The sequence below is a fragment of the Chitinophaga lutea genome, assembly GCF_003813775.1.
Lineage (GTDB): Bacteria > Bacteroidota > Bacteroidia > Chitinophagales > Chitinophagaceae > Chitinophaga > Chitinophaga lutea.
Genome location: NZ_RPDH01000002.1, coordinates 1,914,087 through 1,936,171 on the forward strand (window position 1 = coordinate 1,914,087; position 22,085 = coordinate 1,936,171).

A 22,085-nucleotide genomic window follows, 5' to 3' on the forward strand; every position below is an offset into this window, starting at 1 on the left:
GGCATCGCTAAAAAAATGACCCATGCATCAGGACCTGTTTCAATCCCCGGATTATTTCCAGATCGACGAATTACTGGCCGAAGAGCACAAGCTGGTGCGCGAAGCAGTGCGGCAATGGGTCAAACAGGAGATCACGCCGGTGATCGACGGTTTCTGCCAGCGCGCGGAATTTCCCGCGCACATCCTGCCGGGCCTCGGGCAACTGGGCTGTTTCGGCCCAACCATTCCCGCCGAATACGGCGGAGGCGGCCTGGATTACATTGCCTACGGCCTGATGATGCAGGAGCTGGAGCGCGGCGACAGCGGCATCCGCTCCACCGCGTCCGTACAGGGCTCGCTGGTGATGCACCCGATCCACACCTTCGGCAGCGAGGAACAGAAACGCCGTTTTCTGCCCAAACTGGCCACCGGCGAACTGATGGGCTGCTTCGGGCTCACCGAGCCGGATTTCGGCTCCAATCCCGCCGGCATGCTCACCTATTTTGACGACGATGGCGATCACATCCTGCTTAACGGGGCCAAAATGTGGATCTCCAACGCCCCCTTCGCCGGCATCGCGCTCGTGTGGGCCAAAGACCCCGAAGGGAAAATACGGGGCGTGATCGTGGAGCGCGGCATGGAAGGATTTTCCACCCCCGAAACAAAGAACAAATGGAGCCTGCGCGCGAGCGCTACGGGCGAGCTGGTGCTCGACAACGTACGGGTGCCGAAGGCCAACATACTGCCCGAAGCCCGCGGACTCAAGGCGCCCCTCTCCTGCCTTTCTTCCGCCCGTTACGGCATCGCCTGGGGCGCCATCGGTGCGGCGATGGACTGTTACGACACAGCCCTTCGCTACGCCAAAGAACGCGTGCAATTCGACCGGCCCATCGGCGGCTTTCAGCTGATACAGAAGAAACTCGCGGAAATGATCACCGAAATCACCAAGGCCCAGCTGATGAACTGGCGGCTCGGCGTGTTGCGCAACGAGGGCAAGGCTACGCCAGAACAGATTTCCATGGCCAAGCGCAATTCCTGCGAAACCGCCATGCACATCGCCCGCGAAGCGCGCCAGATTCTCGGGGCCATGGGCATCTCCGGCGAATATCCCATCATGCGCCACATGATGAACCTCGAAAGTGTGATCACCTACGAAGGCACCCACGAAGTGCACCTGCTCATCACCGGCATGGACATCACCGGTTTCAATGCATTTTCCTGAAGCTTTTATTATTTTACAGGCATGAAAATGTTGCTTCTACTTGTCGGTATATGCATCACGGCGAGCGCCGCCGCGCAGCGCCTGGTCACCATCCAGGGCAAAGCGCAGGGCACTTATTATATCATCAAATACCTGGGCAGCGATTCCGTATCGCTGCAACCCGATGTGGAAAGCATTTTCAGGGAAATAGACCGTTCCATGTCGCTGTACCTGCCGGGCTCCCTCATCAACCGGTTTAACAAAGGGGAACAGGTGGTGATGGACGATTATATGCGCACCGTGGTGAGGAAAGCACAGGAAGTAAGCCGCGTCACCAACGGCCTGTTCGATATTACCGTGAAACCGCTCGTAGACCTGTGGGGCTTCGGTGTGGTGCGGCACAGCAAAGGCAGACCCTCCGCCGCAGACATCCGCAAAACGCTGGCGCTGGTCGATTACCGCCTGCTCACCCTCCGCTCCCGGTACCTCATCAAAAAGAAAGCCGGCGTGGAGATCGACTGCAACGGCATCGCGCAGGGATTCACGTCGGATGTGCTGGGCCGCTTCCTCGCGGCGCGCGGCATCCGCAATTACCTGGTGGATGTGGGCGGCGAACTCGTGGCGGCCGGGGTGAACGCGCAGGGCAAACCCTGGAGCGTGGGTATTGAAAGGCCGGCGGGCGACAGTGCACAACAACCTGTGCAGGCCATCCTGCAGCTGAACGACCGCGCAGTGGCCACCAGCGGCAATTACCGCCGCTTCTTCGACGAAGGCGGCACCCGCTTCGCCCACACCATTCACCCGCGCACCGGCGAGGCGCTGCACAATAACATCATCACCGTCACCGTAACGGCTCCCGACGCCATTACGGCCGACGCGTACGATAATGCGCTGATACTGCTCGGTGTGGAAGCCGGCCTGCAATTCGTACGCGATCATCCCAAGCTGGGGCTTGGCGCCTATTACGTGTACAAAGACGCAGACGGCGCCATAAAGGAAAAATATTCACCGGGGTTCTTTCCCGCCGAATAAAAAAAATGGGGCCGCCATCAGGCAGCCCCTCTCTCTCACATGTTCCGTTATTAATTGGTCTACTGGATATGGAACTTCAATCCAATGTTCGCTTGTACCGAGTTAAAATTCGTGATCTCCTGCACTTTGTACGGTGCATAATTGTACTGCACGTTCGCGTTGAGCATCAGCGGTGAATATTTACCGAAAGGCACGTTGATGCCGATTTCGGGGCTCACCTGGAAGGCCCATTTATTTTCTCTTTCGACGAACTCACCCCAGAACTTCTCATAGTTCATGTTCGCCGTACCGATGCCGATGCCGCCGTAAGGGATCACTTTCGCATCCGGGCCGGCAAAGTTGTAGTGCACGGTAGCGAGGATGGGAATGGTTTGCAGCGTGTGCGTCTGTACGGCAGACACATCTTCGCCTTTACCGGGATACACCGCGCGGGGGAACCTTTCATAAAAATCGGAGAATCCCACCTTGGCGCCGAGGCTCAGCCGGTCGTTCAGCGCATACTGGAAACCTGCGTTCCATCCGCGGAAGCTGGTTTTGCTGGCGTAGTCGCTCAGCGAGCCCAGCGGCTGCGCCACGGAATAGTTAAGATGGAATGAAAACGGCGGACGGCTGCTTTGCGCAAAAGCGCTGCTGACGCCGAGGGTGCCGACAAAAATCAATATCAATGCTTTAATACGTTTCATGTTTTTACTTTTTAGCTTCACCAATCAATCTAGTTACCGGACGCCTTCAGATAGGCGCTCTGATCAAAAATCGCCTTGATCATGGCATCGAGGTTGCCGCTGTTCCATACGCCCGTCCCACGCAGCATGGCGTTCCAAACGGCCGTCAGCTGGTTATTGTCTTTCGGCGCATTTTTCAGGTCCACCATATCAATGGCCACCGATCTTTCGTTGTAGCGGAACACCGTGTAATAAGACGGGAACCAGTAATCCCAGCCGGGGTAGCCCCAGTAACCCGTGTCCCAGTAGCCCGGCCAGCCCGTCCAGTAACCCGGGTTGTAGCTGATGGAGCTTTGGGTGGTATTGATGCGGCTGACGTTCAAAGCCAGGTCCGGCTTGGCGCTTTTATCCACCAGCGTGTACCCTCTCGCCTGCATGGAGGCTTTCAGGTTACCCAGCAGTTTCACGTCGTAATCCGTCAGTTCTTTTTTAGAATCCCGGTTGCTGATCACCGCAACTGAATCCACTATGCTAAACGTTTTGTAAGTGGTAAAATCCGCTTTCTCATCATAATTCGTTACATAAATACGGGATTCTTCTTCCGTCATGTCGTTGAGCGGTTCTTTTCTGCAACTGCTGATTAACAGGGCGCTTACGGCAATTGCACTTAAAATCATTCCTGTTCTTTTCATATGTGTTAATTTTATACCCATTGTTGTTTTTGGCCGGAAGATGCGGCCCGTTTTATCCACCTCACTGCATTACTACGTTAATCTGCACAACGGGACCGGCATCGTCACTTTCACTTTCCCCACAGTTTACATTCATTGTTATCAACCGCATCTCTACACAGGTCACTCACACATCGTCATCACTTCCGACCTACATGTATGGAACGCTATAGACGCAAGAATGTTACTACCCGTTTACAGCAGAAAAGTTAAAATCGACTTAATGAAATGTTAAATCAAAAACCGCACCGGGCGCGGTGCATGGGGCATTTTTAATATATAAGGAAGGAGAAAGCGTAACAGGATATGTTATGCAGGGATTGCGCCTGCATAACATATTACATTAGTTGAGTATGCCGCGTTGGGATAATTCAGTGGAGAGTTGCGCAGGCGATTCGAACAGGATGCTTTCAATACCGAAAGCTTCCGCAGCCTGCACGTTGCGGAGGTTGTCGTCGATAAAAATAGTGCTGGATTTGTTGACGCTGTAGCGGTCGAGCAGCAGCTGGTAGAAATCCGGCTGCGGTTTGCGGATCTTTTCTTTGCCCGATACAACAATTCCATCGAACCATTGCAGGAATTCATATTCCATTAAAGCGATGGGAAATGTTTCGTTCGACCAGTTGGTGAGCGCGTAGAGTTTGAACTGGCCACTGTCTTTCAGCTGCCGCAATATCTGTACCGTACCGGGGATGGGCCCCGCGAGCATTTCGCGCCAGCGCCCGTAAAAGGCGCGGATCTGCGCTTCGTACTGCGGATGCTGGGTCACGAGCCACTCCGTACCGTCCTGCAGACTGCGCCCCGCGTCCTGCGCTTCGTTCCAGTCCGACGTGCAGATGTTTTCGAGAAAATATTCCGTTTCTTCCGGTGTGGCAAATATCTTATGATAGAGATAACGCGGATTCCAGTCTACCAGCACGGCCCCCAGATCGAATATAACAGATTGATATGCGTGGTTTTTCATGGCCATAAATGTAAACTGCCGAAAATTAGTTTCCAAGCATTTATATAGAAATATTTTATCAACTATCTAGCAGTGCTTCCGCTGCATCATCGAGCAGCTGGAGGTCTACCGAATCGCTGCCCGCGATGCCTTCGATGGAACCTTTGATGTGGGCGGCGTTGAGCAGCACTTTTTCCAGTTGTTTCTCCCGCGCTTTCCAGAGTTTTTCCATGGCTTCGCGTTCTTTCTGGATAGACATTTTCATGGAGCGGAAACCCTCGCGGATGGCGCTCCACTGTTCCGCGAACTCGCCACTGGTAAGGTAGTGGTACAGCAACTGCATTTTGTCGCCTTTGTTATCCTGCGAGCGGGTGATGTTGTACACTTTAAGGATGGCGTCGCGTAATACGTACGTAAGGCTTTTCACTTCATGGAAAGAGCAGATCCAGACGCCGTCTTTTTCCCCGAAGCGGTCCATTTCCTTCGGCATGGTCTGCGTCACGAGCACTGCTACATCAGCTCCCTGGCTGCGCATATCGGCCTTGAGTTTTTCTATCCACTCTTTTTCGAACCCTTTGGTCCGTTTGCTTTCATAAATGATTTTGCCGCATTCCTGTCCGAACTGGTTGCGCACCGTCTGGATGCAGTCCGCGCCGCGCACGCCTTTGCCTACTTCGGAAATGGCGTCGAAGGGGAAGTTGCTGCGCAGCATTTCTTCCAGCGCCAGTTCCTGTACTTCACCCTGAAGCTGCATGGAGCCCTGCTCCGCGCGGCGGCGCATTTCTTCCGCGAGGCGGCGCTGGTCTTCCAGCTGCTTTTCCATCTCCTTCAGCTTCATCTGGTACTCCGTGTCTTTGAGGCTGTTGCGCTCCGACTCTTCGCGGCGGATCTGTTCCATCAGTTTGGAGCGTTCTTCCATCAGTTGCTTTTGCAGGCGAAGGTCCAGTTCCTCTTCCTTGTTCTGCAGCTCCTGCGTTTTGCGGAGGAACTCCAGCTGGGCGAGGCGGGCTTCTTTGAGTTTCTCTTCGTTTTCCTGCTGCGCCTCCCGCATCATGCGGATCTGGTTCTCAAAGTCGGCCGTCAGGTCTTTGCGGATATTGTCCGACAGGGATTCCTGCAATTTTATCTTTTCCGCCTGAAGGCGTTTGTTGAGCTCTTCTTCCTGCTGGCGGCGTTCGTCGAGGATGCGTTGCTTTTCGAGGGCAATCTGCTGACGCTGCTGCTCCACTTCGTTTTTTTGCGCCTGGAGGCCATCCTGCTGCTTGCGCCATTCCACCGCCATTTTCGCGCGCATTTCCTTCTGGATATCCGCGGCAATGGCGTCTTCCATCACAAACAGGTGTTTGCAGCTCGGACAAGTGATCGTAGTTCCCATAATTCACATGATTATACGCAAAAAAATAAATTTCTGTCTGCACTACGCATTCTATTTGCGTGCTACAAAGTTACTCCATTTTGATTCTTGCTCAAAAAACGCCCAAAACCTGACATATTCTATGATTCAGCCGATAAATTACCAGGGTAATTTTCAGGTTATTGCGGGCCTTCGTGATAATTTTGAGAACAGGATTTGACTTTTAGATTTTGGTAGAAATTCAATGACACAAAACCAAAAAACCGGCTATTCCTGGCCGGTTCCAACAAGCTCAATCAGTATGGACGGATTCATACTTCAGGGATATCGAATGGTTTTCAACCGGCCTGCTTTTTAAGGCGGGCTTTTTTCTACTCTCAGGCAGCAGGACCGCTGCCGGATTTTGGGGTTATACAAGCTCTTGACGGGCTGCACATGGTAATCATACAGACCTGCCAGTTTTGGCGGGTCTTTTTTTACAAAGGACATTGCAAAAATAAATATTTCAGATGCGTTACCAAAATGGTAACATTTACATATCTTTGAAAACAGAGACCGATGAGGGTAATTAAAGTGAGAACACTTTTGAAATACTACGAGGAATATCCACAGGCAACACAGGCACTGCTATCGTGGTATGAGGAAGCAGAGATGGCTACATGGGACAATCCGCATGAGTTGAAAGAAAAATACAGGAGTGCCTCTATTATTTCGGACAAACGGGTGGTATTTAATATTCACGGAAACAGATACAGGTTGATCGTAGATGTCGAATACCGCCTTAAAATCATTTTTATCGTATGGTTTGGCCCCCACGAACAATACAATAAAATCGATGTTAAAAAAGTACGCTATGTTAAGACCAATAAAGAATAACGCACAGTATGAAGATGCACTCGAGAGAGCGTATACGCTGATGCAAAAAAAACTGAAACCTGATTCAAAGGAATCGGACGAACTGGAAATTTTGTCGATTCTGATCAAAGTTTACGAGAAAGAACATTACCCCATCCCCAAACCAGATCCTATCGAAGCCATCAAATTCAGGATGGAGCAAATGAATATGTCTGAAGGGGAGCTGGCAGGCATTTTAGGCTACCGATCCCGCAAATCTGAAATCCTTTCGGGAAAGAGAAAACTCAGTTTATCGATGATACGGCGGTTAAATGAGGTATTGCATATTCCTGCCGAGATTTTAATCCAGCCTTATTGATATCCCACAGATAGACACTCCCGAATACTGTAAACGAATGCATTCATAGTACTCCGGATGTATCACCGGCCGATGGTTGCATGCCGCCAGATCGCAATGATGTTGGTATCAGCATGATCTTCGCCCGGATTGTTTTCGAAAAGGCGCTTTTGGATATCTTTCGCACTTGTAAAATCGGCTATCAATCCTTTTGCATTCAGATCCGCACGCGAAAATGTTTCTTCGAACCCACCGCAATTTGACAACGCACTGGTTTCAAAATACTGATCAAGCAGATCATAACCCATAAATTCATAGCCATCCAGCGGAATATCGCGGCATTCCCTGCCGGGCTCAATTACAATAGCCAGTAAATTAAAACGGGTACGTGCTTTCATCCTGCGAAACACATATTCCGATGATCTGAAGAAACTGGTTTCGCGGTAGTTCACAGTAAAAACAAATTCCCAGTCTTCGGCATTGTCACGGTCGGGCTCCACCAAGATCTCATTCAGTGAATAGTCCACCGATACCAATTCTGTCAGATGCGTCAGTTTACTCCATTCAACGTATTCTCGCCACGCAAGCCCTTCCGAGTCACAGGTCGGATCATATATGCCACGGGCGGTGTATAGGAATGTCATGGGCCCGGGAGTGTCTTCAATTTGCTGCATCAGTCAAATTTACAGGAAAAACAACATACCGCAGATCTCCGCTAAAACAGGAAAGCCCGGCATTCAACGAGGCCATTTCACCCTTCTATTTTATTTCGCCCAACACGATCTTCTGCTCTTTCTCCGCGCGCCCGGGCATATAATAAGCAATGCCTGTGACTTCTTTAGGCAACAGGTACACCTGATTAAAGGTTTTTGCAGAATCAGGTTTGAGATGTTGCATAAATAAACCATAACCGTCGGCCAATATGGTTTCCGGTCTGTCGAAATTGTAATCCTTGCCATTGTAGCTGATGTGTATCTCTCCGTCTGCGATCAGCCTGCTTTCTGCATCGATGTTTTTATAAGTAACATTAAACACCAGCAGCTTCGAATCATCACCTACCGTTATGTCTGCTACTACACTACCTGTATTCAACGACTGAACCACCTCCACTTTATTGACAGTCACCTCAAAATGGCCGGTTTTCAATATCTGCCCTACAGTGGGATATGCCGGTTTGGAAACGGCGTCTTTATTTCTTCCTATATTGACAATTACGCCGATAACTATAATTATAATGACGGTTACGATCAGGATGACCTTGCCAATTCCGGATTTCTTTCCAGGCCGATTTGCAGTAGTGCTCATGGGGATTTCTAATAATGAGGGACAAATATACACCGGGGATCCTATAAAAGCAGCAAGCCCGCAAAATATGCACATCTCACCTACCAAACAAACTGCCATTTACAGTCAATTTATAGCATTTGATCAAGTGGTTGCAAAGTGATACTTTTGCCATGTTATTTACCATATGATATGTCAATAGAATTACAGAAAATCCAGGAATCTCTGGCTTCCATAAAGGAGAAAATCGTCCAACATAAAGTTTACAGGATCATTAGCACAATAGAAGATCTGAGGATTTTCATGCGCTTCCATGTATATGCGGTCTGGGATTTTATGTCTTTGTTAAAAGCACTTCAGATCAACCTGACCTGCACCACTTTGCCCTGGTTCCCCGTTGGATCAGGTACTACAAGGGCATTGATCAATGAGATTGTCGCTGGCGAGGAATCCGATGTAGATGCCTCGGGCAACAAAAAAAGTCATTTTGAAATGTACCTCGATGCCATGGAACAATGCGGTGCTGACACCTCTGAGATCAGAAATTTTATACGGGCGTTGCAATCGGGCCAGACGCTTGACCAGGCCTTTACCTCGGCGGGTACGCCGATGGAAGCCAGGGAATTTGTAAATTTTACTTTTTCGGTCATCAATAGTGGTAAAACATACAATGCGGCAGCGGCTTTTACGTTTGGCCGCGAAGACCTGATCCCGAATATGTTTCACGCAATGGTGACTGATCTGAACGAACAGTTATCCGGGCAGATATCTTTATTTAAATATTACCTCGACAGGCATATTGAAGTGGATGGCGGGCACCATAGCCACCTTGCACTCGAAATGACAGCAGCGTTATGCAACCAAAGTATTGCCAACTGGCAAGAAGCGGAAGTATGCAGCAAGGAATCCCTGAACCAGCGCCTCAAATTATGGGATGGCGTGTACAATGAGATCATAAAAAGCAAGCATGCTGTAAGCTGACTTCCGGGACTGTAAAATAAACTGTGTGAAAGGTCAAAAATCAGGACCTTAAAAACAATTTATTTTACAGTCTTATCGTAATGATAAATCAATACACAGAAATATCACATGTTCAGCGACTGCACTACCTCCACTTTATTGACCGTCACCTCAAAATGAACCGGTTTTCAATACCTGCCCTACAGTGGGATACGCAGGTTGGGGAACAGCATCTTTATTTCCGCCCAAATTGATAATTAAGCCAATAATTACAATAACTGCAATCGAGATCAGGATAATTTTTGCCAGGTCCGAATTTCTTTTTAGGCTGATTAAAGGCAGTGTTCATGGAATATTTTATAATCGGCAAAATATACACCTGGGGAGCCAACAAAAACAAAAAAACACGAACAATACGCGCATTTTTTCCCGGGTGCGCTATAAAACTCTTAACGTATCACTGTCAACACAAAAGGGGCGCTGAATGAATTCAAAAGAGCCATCATATTTATTTGCCCTCTTTATGATATATACGCTATGCTTAAAGAGGTTCCTAAGCGTTATGAAGTCATCGGTTTTTACCCCGCCCCCGTAAATAAACTCCCAGTGATTGGAATCCCAAACGAACAGTCCGAAACGATCACCCTGTTTAAGTTGAACCAATCCAACCGGCACTTTCAAGCTATCATACCGCTTTTCCCTCCTATTCCCGAATATAATCCTGGATGTATCCGAAAGGCCGATCAATGGCCTTCCCGCCGGCACCAGTTCACCATCTACATAGAGCAGAGGCATATATAGCACACCTGGTCCCATCTTTGAAAATTCGACTTCCGTATTGTTGCTGATGTCACCATAGGCTACCACTTTCCATCCGAATGCAGAAAACACGCCCAGGTAAGCGTATTTTTCATTGGTCGGATTGTTATCCAGCCGTACACGAATATTGACAGTGCGAATATAGAGATCTGTCACATCCAGGATATTGGGGCTATTCAGGAATCCGGGAACAGCCACCCCTTCACGCTCTCTTACAGCCAGTGAATGAGGCTGTTCCTTAAAAGTATGCCGGTATACCTTGGGTAACAAGTCCCTGCCAAAACGAATACTGTCCGGTTGTGGATTGGCATAGGATGGGTTGAAAGGGTAAAAGACCCTATTCTCGTCGAGGTAGCTTAGCCAGCTATGCCCCTGACCTTTATAGTAACCGCTTCCCCATGCAGGTGTAAAATCATTTACCACGGGTATTCCCGCGCTTTTGAGCCAGCAGGATGCGATCATGGTTAAATCTTCACATGTTCCTCCGCCCAGGCTGTCTATTTGTTTTGGCGTCAATTCGAACGGGATGTACTTTAACCGCGCTATATGATAATGAAACCTGTTCCTTAAGCTGTCATTAATCAGAACAAGCCAGTTCCTGCGTTGAGTTATCTTTTTTGTGCTTAACCAGGGCGCCATTTCACCAGATATTCTTTTTCTCCACAAACTCAGGGGCTCGCCATCGCTTCTGTAGGGTAACAGATATTCGCAAAACTCTTCAAAGGTCAACTGACGTGCCCAGGGTTTATCCCATGCCGAAAACGCATAGTCTATATTCTCAACAAGCATTTCCCTTGTGATGGTGGCCAGATCGCACTTCGGTTCATGCCTGCGAAAAGAAAACGCCGGGAATAGGGCCCTCAGTTCTTTTTGCTTCATTCCTAATAAAGAGTCCCTTCTTGCCTCCCTGAAAAAGCTGAAGATATCAAAGGGGCTGTTCTCTTTTCCCCGGTCAAGATCAATCTCAACATTATAGGCATATTTTGTACCCATATTTGTTATCAGGAAATACAAGGCCCTTAGCTTTAACGAATCTTTTTCGTCCCTGTTATAATGCCGGATAGCGGCCATTATCTCGTTTCTGTTCTCACCGCTTTGCGCCAAAGCAGATTCCACATCATCAGGAATATATTCCCGGCAGCCAGGCAATAAGTGGCAGGCAAAATAAAAGTATAGGAGCCACCTCCGGCCTGCATTTTTCATTAAATACATCGTTGCTGGTTTGGCCTGTTGCGAAACATCACCTTTACTTTTCACTTCACGTCAGCTTTGATCAATTCATGCATTTGTTCTTTAATCATGCTAACGGTCTCTGATTGAATTTTGACTTTTTTATGGATGATCTTTGTGGCAACGTTCAATATTTTACTTTCGGGCTGGTTGGTTGCAATATATATCTGTACTATTTCATACAGGGGTATAAACCTTGCAGGGCACATCGCGGAAGCTTTCCAGTAATGGATTTCCGCATCTCGGTAGCGCTGCATCTCCTTATAGTTATCGGCCATCAGCAATTGAATATGGTAGTTCTGCCACAGCTGCTCGCACTTTTTCGCAATGATCAAACTTTCGCCATATTGCTCAGCAACATTCAGTTCTGCAGCATAATTATACAGGAATAACACATTCCCCGATAAGTGATTGTACAACTTTTTATAAGATGGCAGCATTTGTGCTGTTTTCCCGGCCAATGAGTTATTGGCGGCCTCACGCCACTCCATTTCCGCTCTCATCCGTGGATACAAACCCGCACAGGTAATAATCGACAACAGCACCAGCAACCCTTTCAACACATTCATGACGATGGGCGTTCTCCTAACTGATGAAACCGGATGGTATACAATTAATATTATACTCAACAAGCCCATGATCCATACAAAAGGATAGGTCAGAGGATAAGAAAACAAAGCAAACACCGATATAGACAGCAAACATAGTAATGGAATATAAAGCGGTTTCCGTACTCCCTGCTGCTGATAGGCCTTGAATATCAGCCATGCCACAGAAAGAAAAAGCACCAATCCGGTGAAGCCGAAATTGGTTAATAGCAACAGGTACTCATTGAACGGCCTGACAGTATTGTCCGCAAGCATTCCATACGCATCATCACCCGGGTTACGCTCAAAGTACCGGGCCTGATAGTCCATATAACGAGCTTTGAAGCCACCCAGACCATGCCCGGCAAGCGGTTCGTCTTTTATCATTTCCCACGAACAACGCCAGATCAACAATCGTCCCTTAGCGGAGTCCTTTTTAAACAGGCAAAGGACATAACCCAATATGAGCACTGTCAAAAACAGCAGGACGAATTTCAACCCGGCGCTGCCTGCAGAAATTCTGTTAAGCAACATTACCAGACCCACGACCATTAAACTTATGATCCCTGATCGAGAACCAGATAAACAGATGGCAACCGCTATGATTGCCATGGCAACAATGACTGAAATTCTCACCCACCACTTTTTGTCATATAGGAAATACAACAGACAGGGAAGCCCCGCAGACAAGCTGGCAGCAAAACCCGCAGGATTATCAAAACTGCCGGCATGCCATTTCTCTCCATTGCATGGATACAAATTTGTGAAGTACAAAATGCCGTAAATGGCCTGCAATACGCATGCGATTGCTATTATCGGGAATGATGCACCGATGATAGCATCAACCGAGGGTGCGGCTGTAAAAAATGAAAATACAACATACGTGATCATCAAACCGCAGGCACAAAAAGCCACAGCATACCATTTGGGCACCACATAATTATCCACAAACAATGAAGACGTCAAAAACATGCCGGCAGCTATCATGGCTATAAAAAAGGCACATAATAACAAGTTCCTTATGCTACTGTTCGACATTTGGGGTTTGTTGCGCCTTAACGCCATAAAAGAGCTTGTCAAAAACAACTTTGTTCATTCCCGGTCTGCAAAAGACATAGTTAGTATATTCCTTACCACCTGATTGGATCGTGATGGCATATACTTTGTCTCCAGGCACAACGATGGTTGTGAAAATTTCTTCTATCGTTCTATAATATACCTTCATATGTGCCACCTCTCCGGTTGCTCCAAAAACATTGATGTTCTGGCGAAGCATGGGCGCATCCTTTCCAGGCAGGATATTGACATAAGTGTTCTTTATGTTAATATCCTTTTTTTGATTTGGCGAAGCATATGAAGTTTCCTGCCTAACGCGGGTGCTGCTACCCATACAAACGAGCGATTCAGGATCAACAAGCAAAGGAATATAATGCGCTTTGGTGGAGCTATCCTTTAACGTTTCAACATATTTATAGGAAACCAGCGCTATTTGTTGATGATTTGTTGCCGATTTTGGCCAGTTCCGGAATAGGTTTATGAAATTGGATTCGCACGAGTCTAAGGATTGCCCGTATTCGTATACTGACACCTGATTGGATTGTCCTAAAACATTCAGGTGCATATACAAAATAAATAGCAGTAAAACTGAGGATTTATACATTTTAACCATTTGCTTATTTTTTACAGTTACTCTTTTACTGAAGCATTCCCGTTGTTACGTACCGCTCTCCTTTAGCGCCAGTAGCACCAGTTCCCGTAATAGTAAATGAAAACCCGTCCCATTCAAGTCCTACAGTAACACTATTGCTCCAGGCCCAGGCAAACGCAAAATCTAAATGCCCCGAAGTTCCCGTAACAAAACTCTTTGTTTCTACATCTGCTATACAGGAATATCCAAAGCCAGCATCATAACTGGAATTTAAATCTTTGAAGGATATAGATTTCTTTCCATTATCGCACCTGCCAGATACTACAACACTAATTGAGTAATAATATATTCTGTCACCCATAAAGTCGTATTCAGCGTCTGAAAGATTAAAAGTATAGCTCGGAAAATAATTCTCCGAGCAATTTAGACTCCCACCACCTTCCCCACCTTCAGACAAAGTCAGTAAGCGAGGAAGATTCTTCTTTTTACGTGCCATATTCTTAGATTGATCAGCAGGTTTATAATGTATAGAATACAGCAGATTATCATAGATAAGTCCTCTTTTGTTTGAAACAAAGCATCTCGTATTCTTAGTTTCACCTTTATACTTCCACACAAGATTAACAACGCCTAAGTCGTTCTCCTCAAAAAGATATGCCTTTTCTTTTTTAAGCCCGGTTAATGATGCGATATATGCCCTATCCTTCGTATCCGGCAGCATACTGTCTAAATAGGGTTTAAATCTGTACTTTAAGCTATTGCTCTCAACAATCGTGAAGTTGCTCGGACTGGTATATTGAGGGAACAAATTGCTGACGTTATTCTTAGCTTCCCGTAGCTCCTGCAATGTATTAATGCTTTCAATATGTTTATAACCAATCAATTCAAGGTCATTTTCTTTCAATAAAGTATTGTACTCAACAATTATTTTGTCCAGTTGAGCTTGCCAGGGAAGTTTCCCCTCGGGAAGGACATATGTTTTGTTTAAAACTTTGAACTGCCAGACCTGGGTTTCAGGTGTACTGGAAATTAAGTTGGCAGGCTCATTCTCAAGATCTGCACTTGTCTGTTTGGAACAGCTATAAATTCCTAATGCGCTCCCGCCAAGAACAATAGCGATAAATAGCGGTCGTAAGGATCTAAATTTCATGGAACTACTTTTATGGTAAGAGATTTTGCGCAAAAAATGTTTCGACAGTAACGATGTCGGTCAGGGTCATTTCACCTTGCATGTGAATCGGGGTTTAATAAATTTCATACGTAGCCGGCGTTCCATATCTGCTTAGGGGTCCACCTAATTTATCGATAACCAGATTCACGGGTTAACCGGGGTCATCTGTGAGGGGCTTGGTTATCACACTTTACATTCCAGGATACGCACTATGTCCGGGTCATCGGCAAACAATCAGCACGAATCAAAATTCGACATTGAGGGAGATCTCAACAAATGCTTTCCTGCGCTTTTTTGCAACAATATTTGCACCGGTTGTACAGTCCGGGCTACACTGAACCCCGGCTCTTGAATACTTCGGGCTTCACAAGGGTTGACAAAAACAAAAAAGCCCCGGCAATCGCCGGGGCCATTAAGCTTGTGCGGAGGAGGAGATTCGAACTCCCAAGCCCTTTCAGGCACTACCACCTCAAAGTAGCGCGTCTACCAATTTCGCCACCTCCGCGGGTGATAAGGTGTGCAAAAATAAAGCCTTTTTGCAAACAAGCAAATATTTTTATTTCCGGAGCCAGATTCTGAACGTGGTACCCTTGTTCGGCTCCGACCATTTTACCGATAAACGGCCTTTGTGATAGTCCTGGATGATACGTCTGGCAAGGGAAAGCCCCAATCCCCAGCCTCTTTTTTTCGTGCTGAAACCGGGATTGAAAATTTTATCCTGCAACACCTTCGGCACGCCTTTCCCTGTATCCGTCACGTCGATGGTGATGTGCGTGGTATGGTTTTCAATCAGAACGGAAATCGCCCCGGTGCCTTCCATTGCGTCGAGGGCGTTTTTCAGCAGGTTCTCCAGCACCCAGTCAAACAGCGGCGGCGAAATCATCGCCATTACCTCCGGGTCGGCGCTCTGGAGCGAAAAGGACACTTTCTGCGGCGCCCGCTTCCGGATGTAGGTCATCATGTTTTCGACCTGCACCACCAGGTTCCGCTCTTCAAGGTTGGGCACGCTGCCGATTTTGGAAAAACGGTCGGTGATCAGTTTCAGGCGGTCCACATCCTTGGCCAGCTCCGTCACGAACGGGATGTTCTCTTCCTTTTCCCGCAGGATCTCCAGCCAGGCTTCCATCGACGACAGCGGGGTGCCCAGCTGGTGCGCGGTTTCCTTGGCCATGCCTACCCACACCTGGTTCTGGGTGGCGCGGTTGGTGGTAGACAGGGCGAAGAGCACCACCCCGATGAACAGGGCCACCACCAGCAGCTGGATATACGGGTAATAGCGCACCTGCCGCAGCAGCAGCGAGTCGCCATAATAAATGTAGTTGTTGGTCTTGGCGTCGATGGCCATGATAAAAGGCGGGTGCTGCTTTTTGAAGCTGGCCAGTTCCTTTTCGAGGTACCGCGGGTTGCGGAGCACTTCCGCGGAATCGATGTTGCGGGTATCGATGATCTTCCCGTGATCGTCCGTGAGGATGAGGGGAATGGACGTGTTGGTGGTCACGATCGTAACGGCCAGGTTGATATTGGCGTCTTCCGGGGCCTGCAGCAGCTCCTGGTTGGCTTCCACCCAGGTGGCCACATTCTTGGTTTCTTCGTGCTGAATTTTCTCCGACAGGTTGTTCACAAACCATATGGTGGCCACAATGATCACCACTGCCACCGCTACCAGTGTAAACCTCCAGCCTATATACTGTTTAAACATCTGCTCTTGAATAAAGCCACATCCGGGTGCCCCGGGTGTTAACTATGAACTAAATTACTAATATTCGGAGGCTTTGTTGCATATTTGCAACGCTAAAAAATATTTTGTCACGGATTAAACGAATGTCTTTTGACGGTATTGCCTTCGGTAGCGGTAGTTATTTTAAACTGGAACGGAAAAGCTTTCCTGGAGCGCTTTCTCCCCTCTGTGTGCGCTTCCGTGTACGGCAACCTCAGCATTTACGTGGCGGATAATGCGTCTACCGACGACAGCCTCGACTATGTAGCCAGCGTCTTCCCGCAGGTAAAAATCATCCGCAACGCCACCAACAGCGGCTTTGCGGGCGGGTATAACGAAGCGCTGCGACATGTGGAGGCGGATATCTTCGTGTTACTGAACCAGGACGTGGAAGTGGAGCCCAACTGGATTGCCCCGGTGATCGAACAGATGCAGCAGGACCCCTCCATTGCGGCCTGCCAGCCGAAAATGAGGGCTTACCACCAGCGCGACAGCTTCGAATACGCCGGCGCGGCGGGCGGCTGGATGGACATCCTCGGTTATACCTTCTGCCGCGGCCGCATCCTCTACCTCACGGAAGTGGATAAAGGGCAGTACGACAATCCGCAGGATATCTTCTGGGCCACCGGCGCCGCCCTGTTCATCCGCTCCAGATGTTTTTTCGAAGTCGGCGGCTTCGACCCTTACTTTTTTGCCCATATGGAGGAAGTGGACCTCTGCTGGCGCCTGCAAAGGGCCGGCTACCGGATCTGCTACTGCCCTGGCTCTACCGTGTACCATGTAGGCGGCGGCAGCCTGCCGCAGGGCAACCCGCGCAAGCTGTATCTCAACTTCCGCAACAACCTCATCATGCTGTGCAAGAACCTGCACTTCCAGGAGCAGTGGATCATCCTGTCGCAGCGCCATTTTTTAGACCTGCTGGCCGCATTTAAAAGCCTCGTGTCCGGCAAACCGAAAGACATGCTGGCCATCTTCAGGGCGTACCGCGACTATTACAAATGGCGCCGCCACGAGGAGAAAAAAGTCCGCGACGTTTTTCCCCGGAAACGCCTGTACGACCTTCAGGGCGTGTTTCACGGCATCATGATCTGGCGGTATTATTTCCTGCATAAAAAGACTTTCACGGAGCTGTGGAAGCCAAAGAAGAAATAAATCACATATTTGGACTTTGCAGATTTACTTTGTAAGTTTGCGGAGCGAAAAAAATCAATATGGATCATACAGTTGAAAATAAGAATGATTTTACCCGTGACTGGGTTTCTTCCTCCCGTTTCCTGTTCTATTTAAAGCTGGCGTGCGTGCTCGCTTTTGTGCTGGGTGGTTGTTATAAATTGTACGAACACCGTTACAAAAAACCTAAAGTGAGTGTTCCGGAGAGCAGCCTGTATGAACCGAAATACAAATAATTATCTGTAACTATATTTCGACGGCCGCAACCACCAGGTTGCGGCTTTTTTGTGCCCGGCGGGGAAAGTGCATTTGGGGCGGTTTGCCCAAACGGGCATTAAACATAGGTGATGCGAACTGTTCCCCCCAAGCGGATATGCTACCCTGCAGAACGGCTCAAGGCCTGGCAACCGACAGCCGGATCGGCGACAAGGGCAACTAACTGTTAATCAATCAAATAACATTCCCCTTTAACCATCAGCTTGCCGTCAGCAGTGCCGAATGTTGTGAAATCATTTACCGAATAGGCCTCAATCCTATGCTGACATTGTATTTCAAGGGGGTTGAGCCCTTGTTCCGCCCTTATTCCGCCCTATTTCATTCCTTGTTGATTCCTTCTTATAAAGGAAGGGCGTTAATAGGGTTAAACAACGGTGTTAAAAGAGGTTTATATCCTTGAAAGAATCTGTACCGACTATACTGACAGCGTATTCCGTACAATTAAGAGGCTGTTTGGCCAATATTCGAAGAACATCAGCCGCATACAAACGGGGTATGCCGGAATGAAACCGATATACCCGAGGAAGAATTATAAACAATTGATAATCAAAACTGAAGAAGCCCCGTCTGCATCAGCAGCAGGTAAGCCGCCATGAATACGAGCAGAAAGGCGAGCGAAAGGGCGAAATACCGCACTGCACCGCGGCCGCCCCGGCGAACGAACAGGAATTTCAGCAGATGGAGGCCGAACACGGGCAAAGCCACCACAAAGTTGAGGATCACAAAAAAGGCGGTAAAGGTGATAGTGAACACCGCCGGCTGCCAGATAATGCCCGAAATGAGCCCGTACAACGCTCCCATCACCCCCGAAAGGAGCAATACCCACCCCGCGTAGCGGAAACCGGCCAGGGTGTTCTGTGCAAAATACTGCCAGCCGCCGGAGGCGGACAACGCTACCCTGACGGGCACATCGTCCCATTTGCCTTTGCCGTTCTGCTTCCGGTAGCGGGGCCACCAGATGATAAAACCGGTGATGAAGAGCAACAGGGGCATCAGGCCGCCCAGTACGGCCAGTATGCGCGTGGGCCAGCCCCCGAACGTGCCGAAATGCAAAGGCTGCAGCCAGGCGAGGTAAGCCCGGCCGGAAGTGGGGAAGTCTTTCCGGCTGTTGAGCAGCACTTTGCCGGTATACTGGTCGAGGATGATCATTTCGCGTTTGCCGCCCCTGGGCAGGCCCGCACCCAGTACGTCGAGGCGGTAGCTGCCGGTGCTGTCTGCCGGGAAAGCCACCCCTACTACCCGGATGCCGGGCATGGCCTGTTCGGCGGCATAAATAACGCCTCCGGGACTGAGGGGCTGGGCACCGGCGGTATGGGCCGATTTAGGGCTCAACAATTGCCCTACCCCCTGCGGGGGCATGCCGTTGAGCAAAAAAATGAGGGCGATCACCAGCGGCGAGAACGTGAAGGTGATACCGGTGAGGGCCAGCACGGCCACTACCGGCGAGGAATAAAACCCCAGCACGTTGTGCCAGTCGTAGTTCTGGCGCTTGAAACCGGCGCTGAACTTTACCGTGAGCACGGATTTCAGCTGCGCCCATTTGACGGGTATCCACAGGCGGAGGCCGCTGATCGTCAGGATGAGCAGGCACAGCGTGGCCAGTCCAACGATGTATTGGCCTGCCGCGGGCACCAGCAACCGGCGGTGCAGCTCCGTCACCACATGGATGAACGAGCTTTCATGAATGCGTTTGCCGCTGAGCTCGGCGGTATAGGGGTTGACGAAAAACTCTTCTTCCGTTTTAAAGTTAAACAGGCGGTAGGCGCGGTTGGGTTTGTTGTCCTGGTCGCCCATGATATAATCGAAGCGCAGGCCGGGGTGTTTGGCTTTGACCAGCGGGATGATTTCCCCGATCTCCAGCCGGTGCTGCTGCTCCATGGTCTCGAACAGTTCACGGTTGAGCGCGCGGTCTATTTCATCCTGGAATACGAGGATACTGCCGGTCAGGCCGGTAAAAGCGACGATGGCACCGGCGATAATACCGAGGTAAAGATGCCATTTGCCGAACCAGCGGCGCTGGTGGGATGCCCAGTTGGGTTTGGTAGCTTTCATAGCGGCTGATCTTCGGCGGGATGCGAAAAAAGGTTTTGGGCGGTCTGTTTGTGCATGGCGGCTTCCTGTTTAGCTGACAAGCCGTAAAGTTCGTATACCGCCGGACGTTAGGTTTTCGCGATGCGGAATTAGATTTACCGATTCGGGAAAAATTGAGAGGCTCTTAGGTTAATGCTGCTATCCCGCGACAAACCGGGAAACATAAAATTGAAGGTTGGAGAAGGCAACGCTGCCATCCTTCGAAAGACAGGAACAGGGAAGCATAAAATTGAAAGCGCAGGGAGGGCAAAGCAACAATCTCCGAAAAACCGAGCTGCCTGAAATGCGGGACAACAGCACAGCTATCCTCCGAAAACCGGAACAAGGCGAAGTATACATTCCGGAGCAGCAAACCCTACCAAATCCCGCTCTTTACCTCGTGTACCGCCATAAAAAAAAGCCCGGTTGAATCAACCAGGCTTTTTTGTTTTTTGAGCGGAAGACCGGGCTCGAACCGGCCACCCCGACCTTGGCAAGGTCGTGCTCTACCAAATGAGCTACTTCCGCGCTTCCCGTTTTGGGATTGCAAAAATAGGAAACAGTTTGAATTCAGCAAATATTTTTTCAATTCACGCAAAAAAAATTGCGGAAGCATATGCAGATCGTCGCGGAAGGCCAGCTACGGCCCTTTTTATATGCTTGTTAATGAATTAAAGTTTTATACTTGTAAATTATTCAAACATGGAACTATTCCGCCATATCATGAAAAATTACCTGATCTGCAGCGCCATGCTGCTGGCTGCCTGCGGCCCCGGGTCGAAGCAGCGGCAGAAAACGCAGCAGGGCGATTCAACGGTCGCTTCCATTTCCCGCCCGGAGAATTTTGGCGCCGACGTGGCCTTCCTGCAAACCCATGTGGAAACGATCGTGTTGAAAGACAGCACCAGCAAAGCAGCCATCGCCGTTGTGCCCGCCTGGCAGGGCCGGGTGATGACCAGCACGGCGGAAGGCGACGACGGCCGCAGCCTCGGATGGCTCAACCATTCCCTCATCGCAGACGGTAAAATACAACCGCACATCAACGCTTATGGCGGGGAAGACCGCTTCTGGCTGGGCCCGGAAGGCAGCCAGAACAGTTTCTATTTTGCGCCCGGCGATACTTTCAACCTCTCCCGCTGGCAGGTACCGGCGCCTATCGATACGGAACCTTTCAACGTGGTGCAAAAAAGCAAGGCTTCCGTGAGCTTCGAAAAAGACATGCAGCTCACCAATTACAAAGGCCACGTATTCCATATCAGAGCCCGTCGTACCATTACGCTCATCGCCCGCCGGGATATCCGTAACTACCTGGGGGTAGACCTCCATAAAAGCGTGCATGCGGTAGCCTTTCATTCGGCCAATACCATCATCAACAGCGGCAAACAGAAATGGGACACGGCTTCCGGTATGCCTTCCATCTGGATACTGGGCATGTTCCCCGCCTCTGCGAAAAACATGGTGGTGGTGCCGCTCCGCAATGGCAGCAACGTAAATGATGCATACTTCGGAAAAGTGCCGGCGGAAAGGCTGGCGGTGGAGAACAAGGTGGCGTTTTTCAAGGCGGATGCCAACCACCGCAGCAAAATAGGCGTACCGCAGGCGGATTGTTATAACTACCTCGGCAGTTACGACGCAGAACACAAAGTGCTTACCATCGTACAATTCACACTGCCCCGCAGCCCGCAGCGATATGTGAACGCGGTTTGGGGCGTACAGCCGAACCCATTCGGCGGCGATGTTTTAAATGCATACAACGACGGTCCTCCTGCCGGCAACCAGCCGCAGCTGGGCCGCTTCTTCGAACTGGAAAGCTCCTCTCCCGCCGCGGGCCTGAAACCAGGCGGCGCGCTGGAACATTATCACCGCACCATTCATTTACAGGGGGAAGAAAAACGCCTGGGACCGATCGTTGAAAAATTGTTCGGGGTTACGCTGGCCGAGATCAGGAAACGGGTGTAAACACCTGCGCAAATCGGTGCATGCCCCTGGCGGCGACAAAATTATTCGGGGGTATGCTGGCCGAGATCAGGAAACGGGGTAAACACATGGCAAATCAGTC

The 22,085-nt window shown here is 49.4% G+C and carries 19 protein-coding genes and 2 tRNA genes; 7 read left to right on the forward strand and 14 right to left on the reverse strand.

Translation table 11 applies throughout. The features are described 5' to 3' along the window. Nucleotides 1-22: 22 nt before the first annotated feature. Both EGT74_RS19945 and EGT74_RS19950 read left to right on the forward strand, forming a co-directional pair. Complete coding sequence (locus tag EGT74_RS19945) at nt 23-1,201, forward strand: acyl-CoA dehydrogenase family protein (RefSeq protein ID WP_123848322.1); 1,179 nt, start codon at nt 23-25, stop codon at nt 1,199-1,201. 21 nt (nt 1,202-1,222) lie between these two features. Further along, the gene (locus tag EGT74_RS19950; protein WP_123848323.1) at nt 1,223-2,212 is read left to right on the forward strand and encodes an FAD:protein FMN transferase; all 990 of its coding nucleotides are present in this window, start codon (nt 1,223-1,225) and stop codon (nt 2,210-2,212) included. Between the two features lie 59 nt (nt 2,213-2,271). Here EGT74_RS19950 and EGT74_RS19955 read toward each other — a convergent pair whose 3' ends face one another. The 4 genes from EGT74_RS19955 to EGT74_RS19970 form a co-directional block, all read right to left on the reverse strand. Beyond that, on the reverse strand, nt 2,272-2,895 hold the full coding sequence (locus EGT74_RS19955) for an outer membrane beta-barrel protein (protein WP_123848324.1): 624 nt from the start codon (nt 2,893-2,895) through the stop codon (nt 2,272-2,274). 29 nt (nt 2,896-2,924) lie between these two features. Then, on the reverse strand, nt 2,925-3,566 hold the full coding sequence (locus EGT74_RS19960; protein ID WP_158618234.1) for a DUF4136 domain-containing protein: 642 nt from the start codon (nt 3,564-3,566) through the stop codon (nt 2,925-2,927). A gap of 382 nt (nt 3,567-3,948) precedes the next feature. After that, nucleotides 3,949-4,569, reverse strand: a complete 621-nt coding sequence (locus EGT74_RS19965; RefSeq protein WP_246008260.1) for an HAD family hydrolase — start codon at nt 4,567-4,569, stop codon at nt 3,949-3,951. A 58-nt stretch (nt 4,570-4,627) separates the two neighbouring features. After that, nucleotides 4,628-5,923 carry a DUF2130 domain-containing protein gene (locus EGT74_RS19970; RefSeq protein WP_123848326.1) on the reverse strand — a complete coding sequence of 432 codons (1,296 nt, stop codon included), beginning with the start codon at nt 5,921-5,923 and terminating at the stop codon, nt 4,628-4,630. Nucleotides 5,924-6,460: 537 nt separating this feature from the next. On the opposite strand from EGT74_RS19970, the gene EGT74_RS19975 reads away from it, so the two are divergent. Both EGT74_RS19975 and EGT74_RS19980 read left to right on the forward strand, forming a co-directional pair. After that, nucleotides 6,461-6,778 carry a type II toxin-antitoxin system HigB family toxin gene (locus EGT74_RS19975; protein ID WP_123848327.1) on the forward strand — a complete coding sequence of 106 codons (318 nt, stop codon included), beginning with the start codon at nt 6,461-6,463 and terminating at the stop codon, nt 6,776-6,778. Beyond that, the gene (locus EGT74_RS19980) at nt 6,756-7,115 is read left to right on the forward strand and encodes a helix-turn-helix domain-containing protein (RefSeq protein ID WP_123848328.1); all 360 of its coding nucleotides are present in this window, start codon (nt 6,756-6,758) and stop codon (nt 7,113-7,115) included. The genes EGT74_RS19975 and EGT74_RS19980 overlap by 23 nt, the downstream gene beginning before the upstream one ends. A gap of 62 nt (nt 7,116-7,177) precedes the next feature. Here the strand turns inward: EGT74_RS19980 and EGT74_RS19985 are convergent, their stop codons facing one another. Next, a complete protein-coding gene (locus EGT74_RS19985; protein WP_220392913.1) occupies nt 7,178-7,768 on the reverse strand; it encodes a hypothetical protein in 591 nt (196 codons plus the stop codon). An 85-nt stretch (nt 7,769-7,853) separates the two neighbouring features. After that, nucleotides 7,854-8,399 (reverse strand): DUF4352 domain-containing protein, encoded by a 546-nt coding sequence (locus EGT74_RS19990; protein WP_158618235.1) that lies wholly within the window; start codon nt 8,397-8,399, stop codon nt 7,854-7,856. 171 nt (nt 8,400-8,570) lie between these two features. Between EGT74_RS19990 and EGT74_RS19995 the strand changes: the two genes are divergently transcribed. Continuing rightward, the gene (locus EGT74_RS19995; RefSeq protein ID WP_123848330.1) at nt 8,571-9,359 is read left to right on the forward strand and encodes a DUF3050 domain-containing protein; all 789 of its coding nucleotides are present in this window, start codon (nt 8,571-8,573) and stop codon (nt 9,357-9,359) included. Nucleotides 9,360-9,776: 417 nt separating this feature from the next. Here EGT74_RS19995 and EGT74_RS20000 read toward each other — a convergent pair whose 3' ends face one another. From EGT74_RS20000 to EGT74_RS20025, 6 genes are all read right to left on the reverse strand, one after another. Beyond that, nucleotides 9,777-11,369 carry a hypothetical protein gene (locus EGT74_RS20000; RefSeq protein WP_123848331.1) on the reverse strand — a complete coding sequence of 531 codons (1,593 nt, stop codon included), beginning with the start codon at nt 11,367-11,369 and terminating at the stop codon, nt 9,777-9,779. A 41-nt stretch (nt 11,370-11,410) separates the two neighbouring features. Then, a complete protein-coding gene (locus tag EGT74_RS20005; protein ID WP_158618236.1) occupies nt 11,411-12,961 on the reverse strand; it encodes an O-antigen ligase family protein in 1,551 nt (516 codons plus the stop codon). A 37-nt stretch (nt 12,962-12,998) separates the two neighbouring features. Continuing rightward, entirely contained in the window at nt 12,999-13,595 is a 597-nt protein-coding gene (locus EGT74_RS20010; RefSeq protein ID WP_123848333.1) for a hypothetical protein, read from the reverse strand. A gap of 73 nt (nt 13,596-13,668) precedes the next feature. After that, nucleotides 13,669-14,772: a hypothetical protein gene (locus EGT74_RS20015; RefSeq protein WP_123848334.1), complete on the reverse strand. Its 1,104-nt coding sequence runs from the start codon at nt 14,770-14,772 to the stop codon at nt 13,669-13,671. 442 nt (nt 14,773-15,214) lie between these two features. Beyond that, nucleotides 15,215-15,298 (reverse strand) — tRNA-Leu (locus EGT74_RS20020). 51 nt (nt 15,299-15,349) lie between these two features. Continuing rightward, the gene (locus EGT74_RS20025; protein WP_123848335.1) at nt 15,350-16,492 is read right to left on the reverse strand and encodes a sensor histidine kinase; all 1,143 of its coding nucleotides are present in this window, start codon (nt 16,490-16,492) and stop codon (nt 15,350-15,352) included. Between the two features lie 129 nt (nt 16,493-16,621). Here EGT74_RS20025 and EGT74_RS20030 point away from each other — a divergent pair, with 129 nt between their 5' ends. Then, nucleotides 16,622-17,662, forward strand: a complete 1,041-nt coding sequence (locus EGT74_RS20030) for a glycosyltransferase family 2 protein (RefSeq protein ID WP_123848336.1) — start codon at nt 16,622-16,624, stop codon at nt 17,660-17,662. A gap of 840 nt (nt 17,663-18,502) precedes the next feature. Here the strand turns inward: EGT74_RS20030 and EGT74_RS20040 are convergent. After that, complete coding sequence (locus tag EGT74_RS20040; protein WP_123848338.1) at nt 18,503-20,008, reverse strand: PepSY-associated TM helix domain-containing protein; 1,506 nt, start codon at nt 20,006-20,008, stop codon at nt 18,503-18,505. Between the two features lie 473 nt (nt 20,009-20,481). Continuing rightward, nucleotides 20,482-20,554 (reverse strand) — tRNA-Gly (locus EGT74_RS20045). A gap of 174 nt (nt 20,555-20,728) precedes the next feature. Between EGT74_RS20045 and EGT74_RS20050 the strand changes: the two genes are divergently transcribed. Continuing rightward, entirely contained in the window at nt 20,729-21,985 is a 1,257-nt protein-coding gene (locus EGT74_RS20050) for a DUF6786 family protein (protein ID WP_123848339.1), read from the forward strand. Nucleotides 21,986-22,085 lie beyond the last annotated feature (100 nt).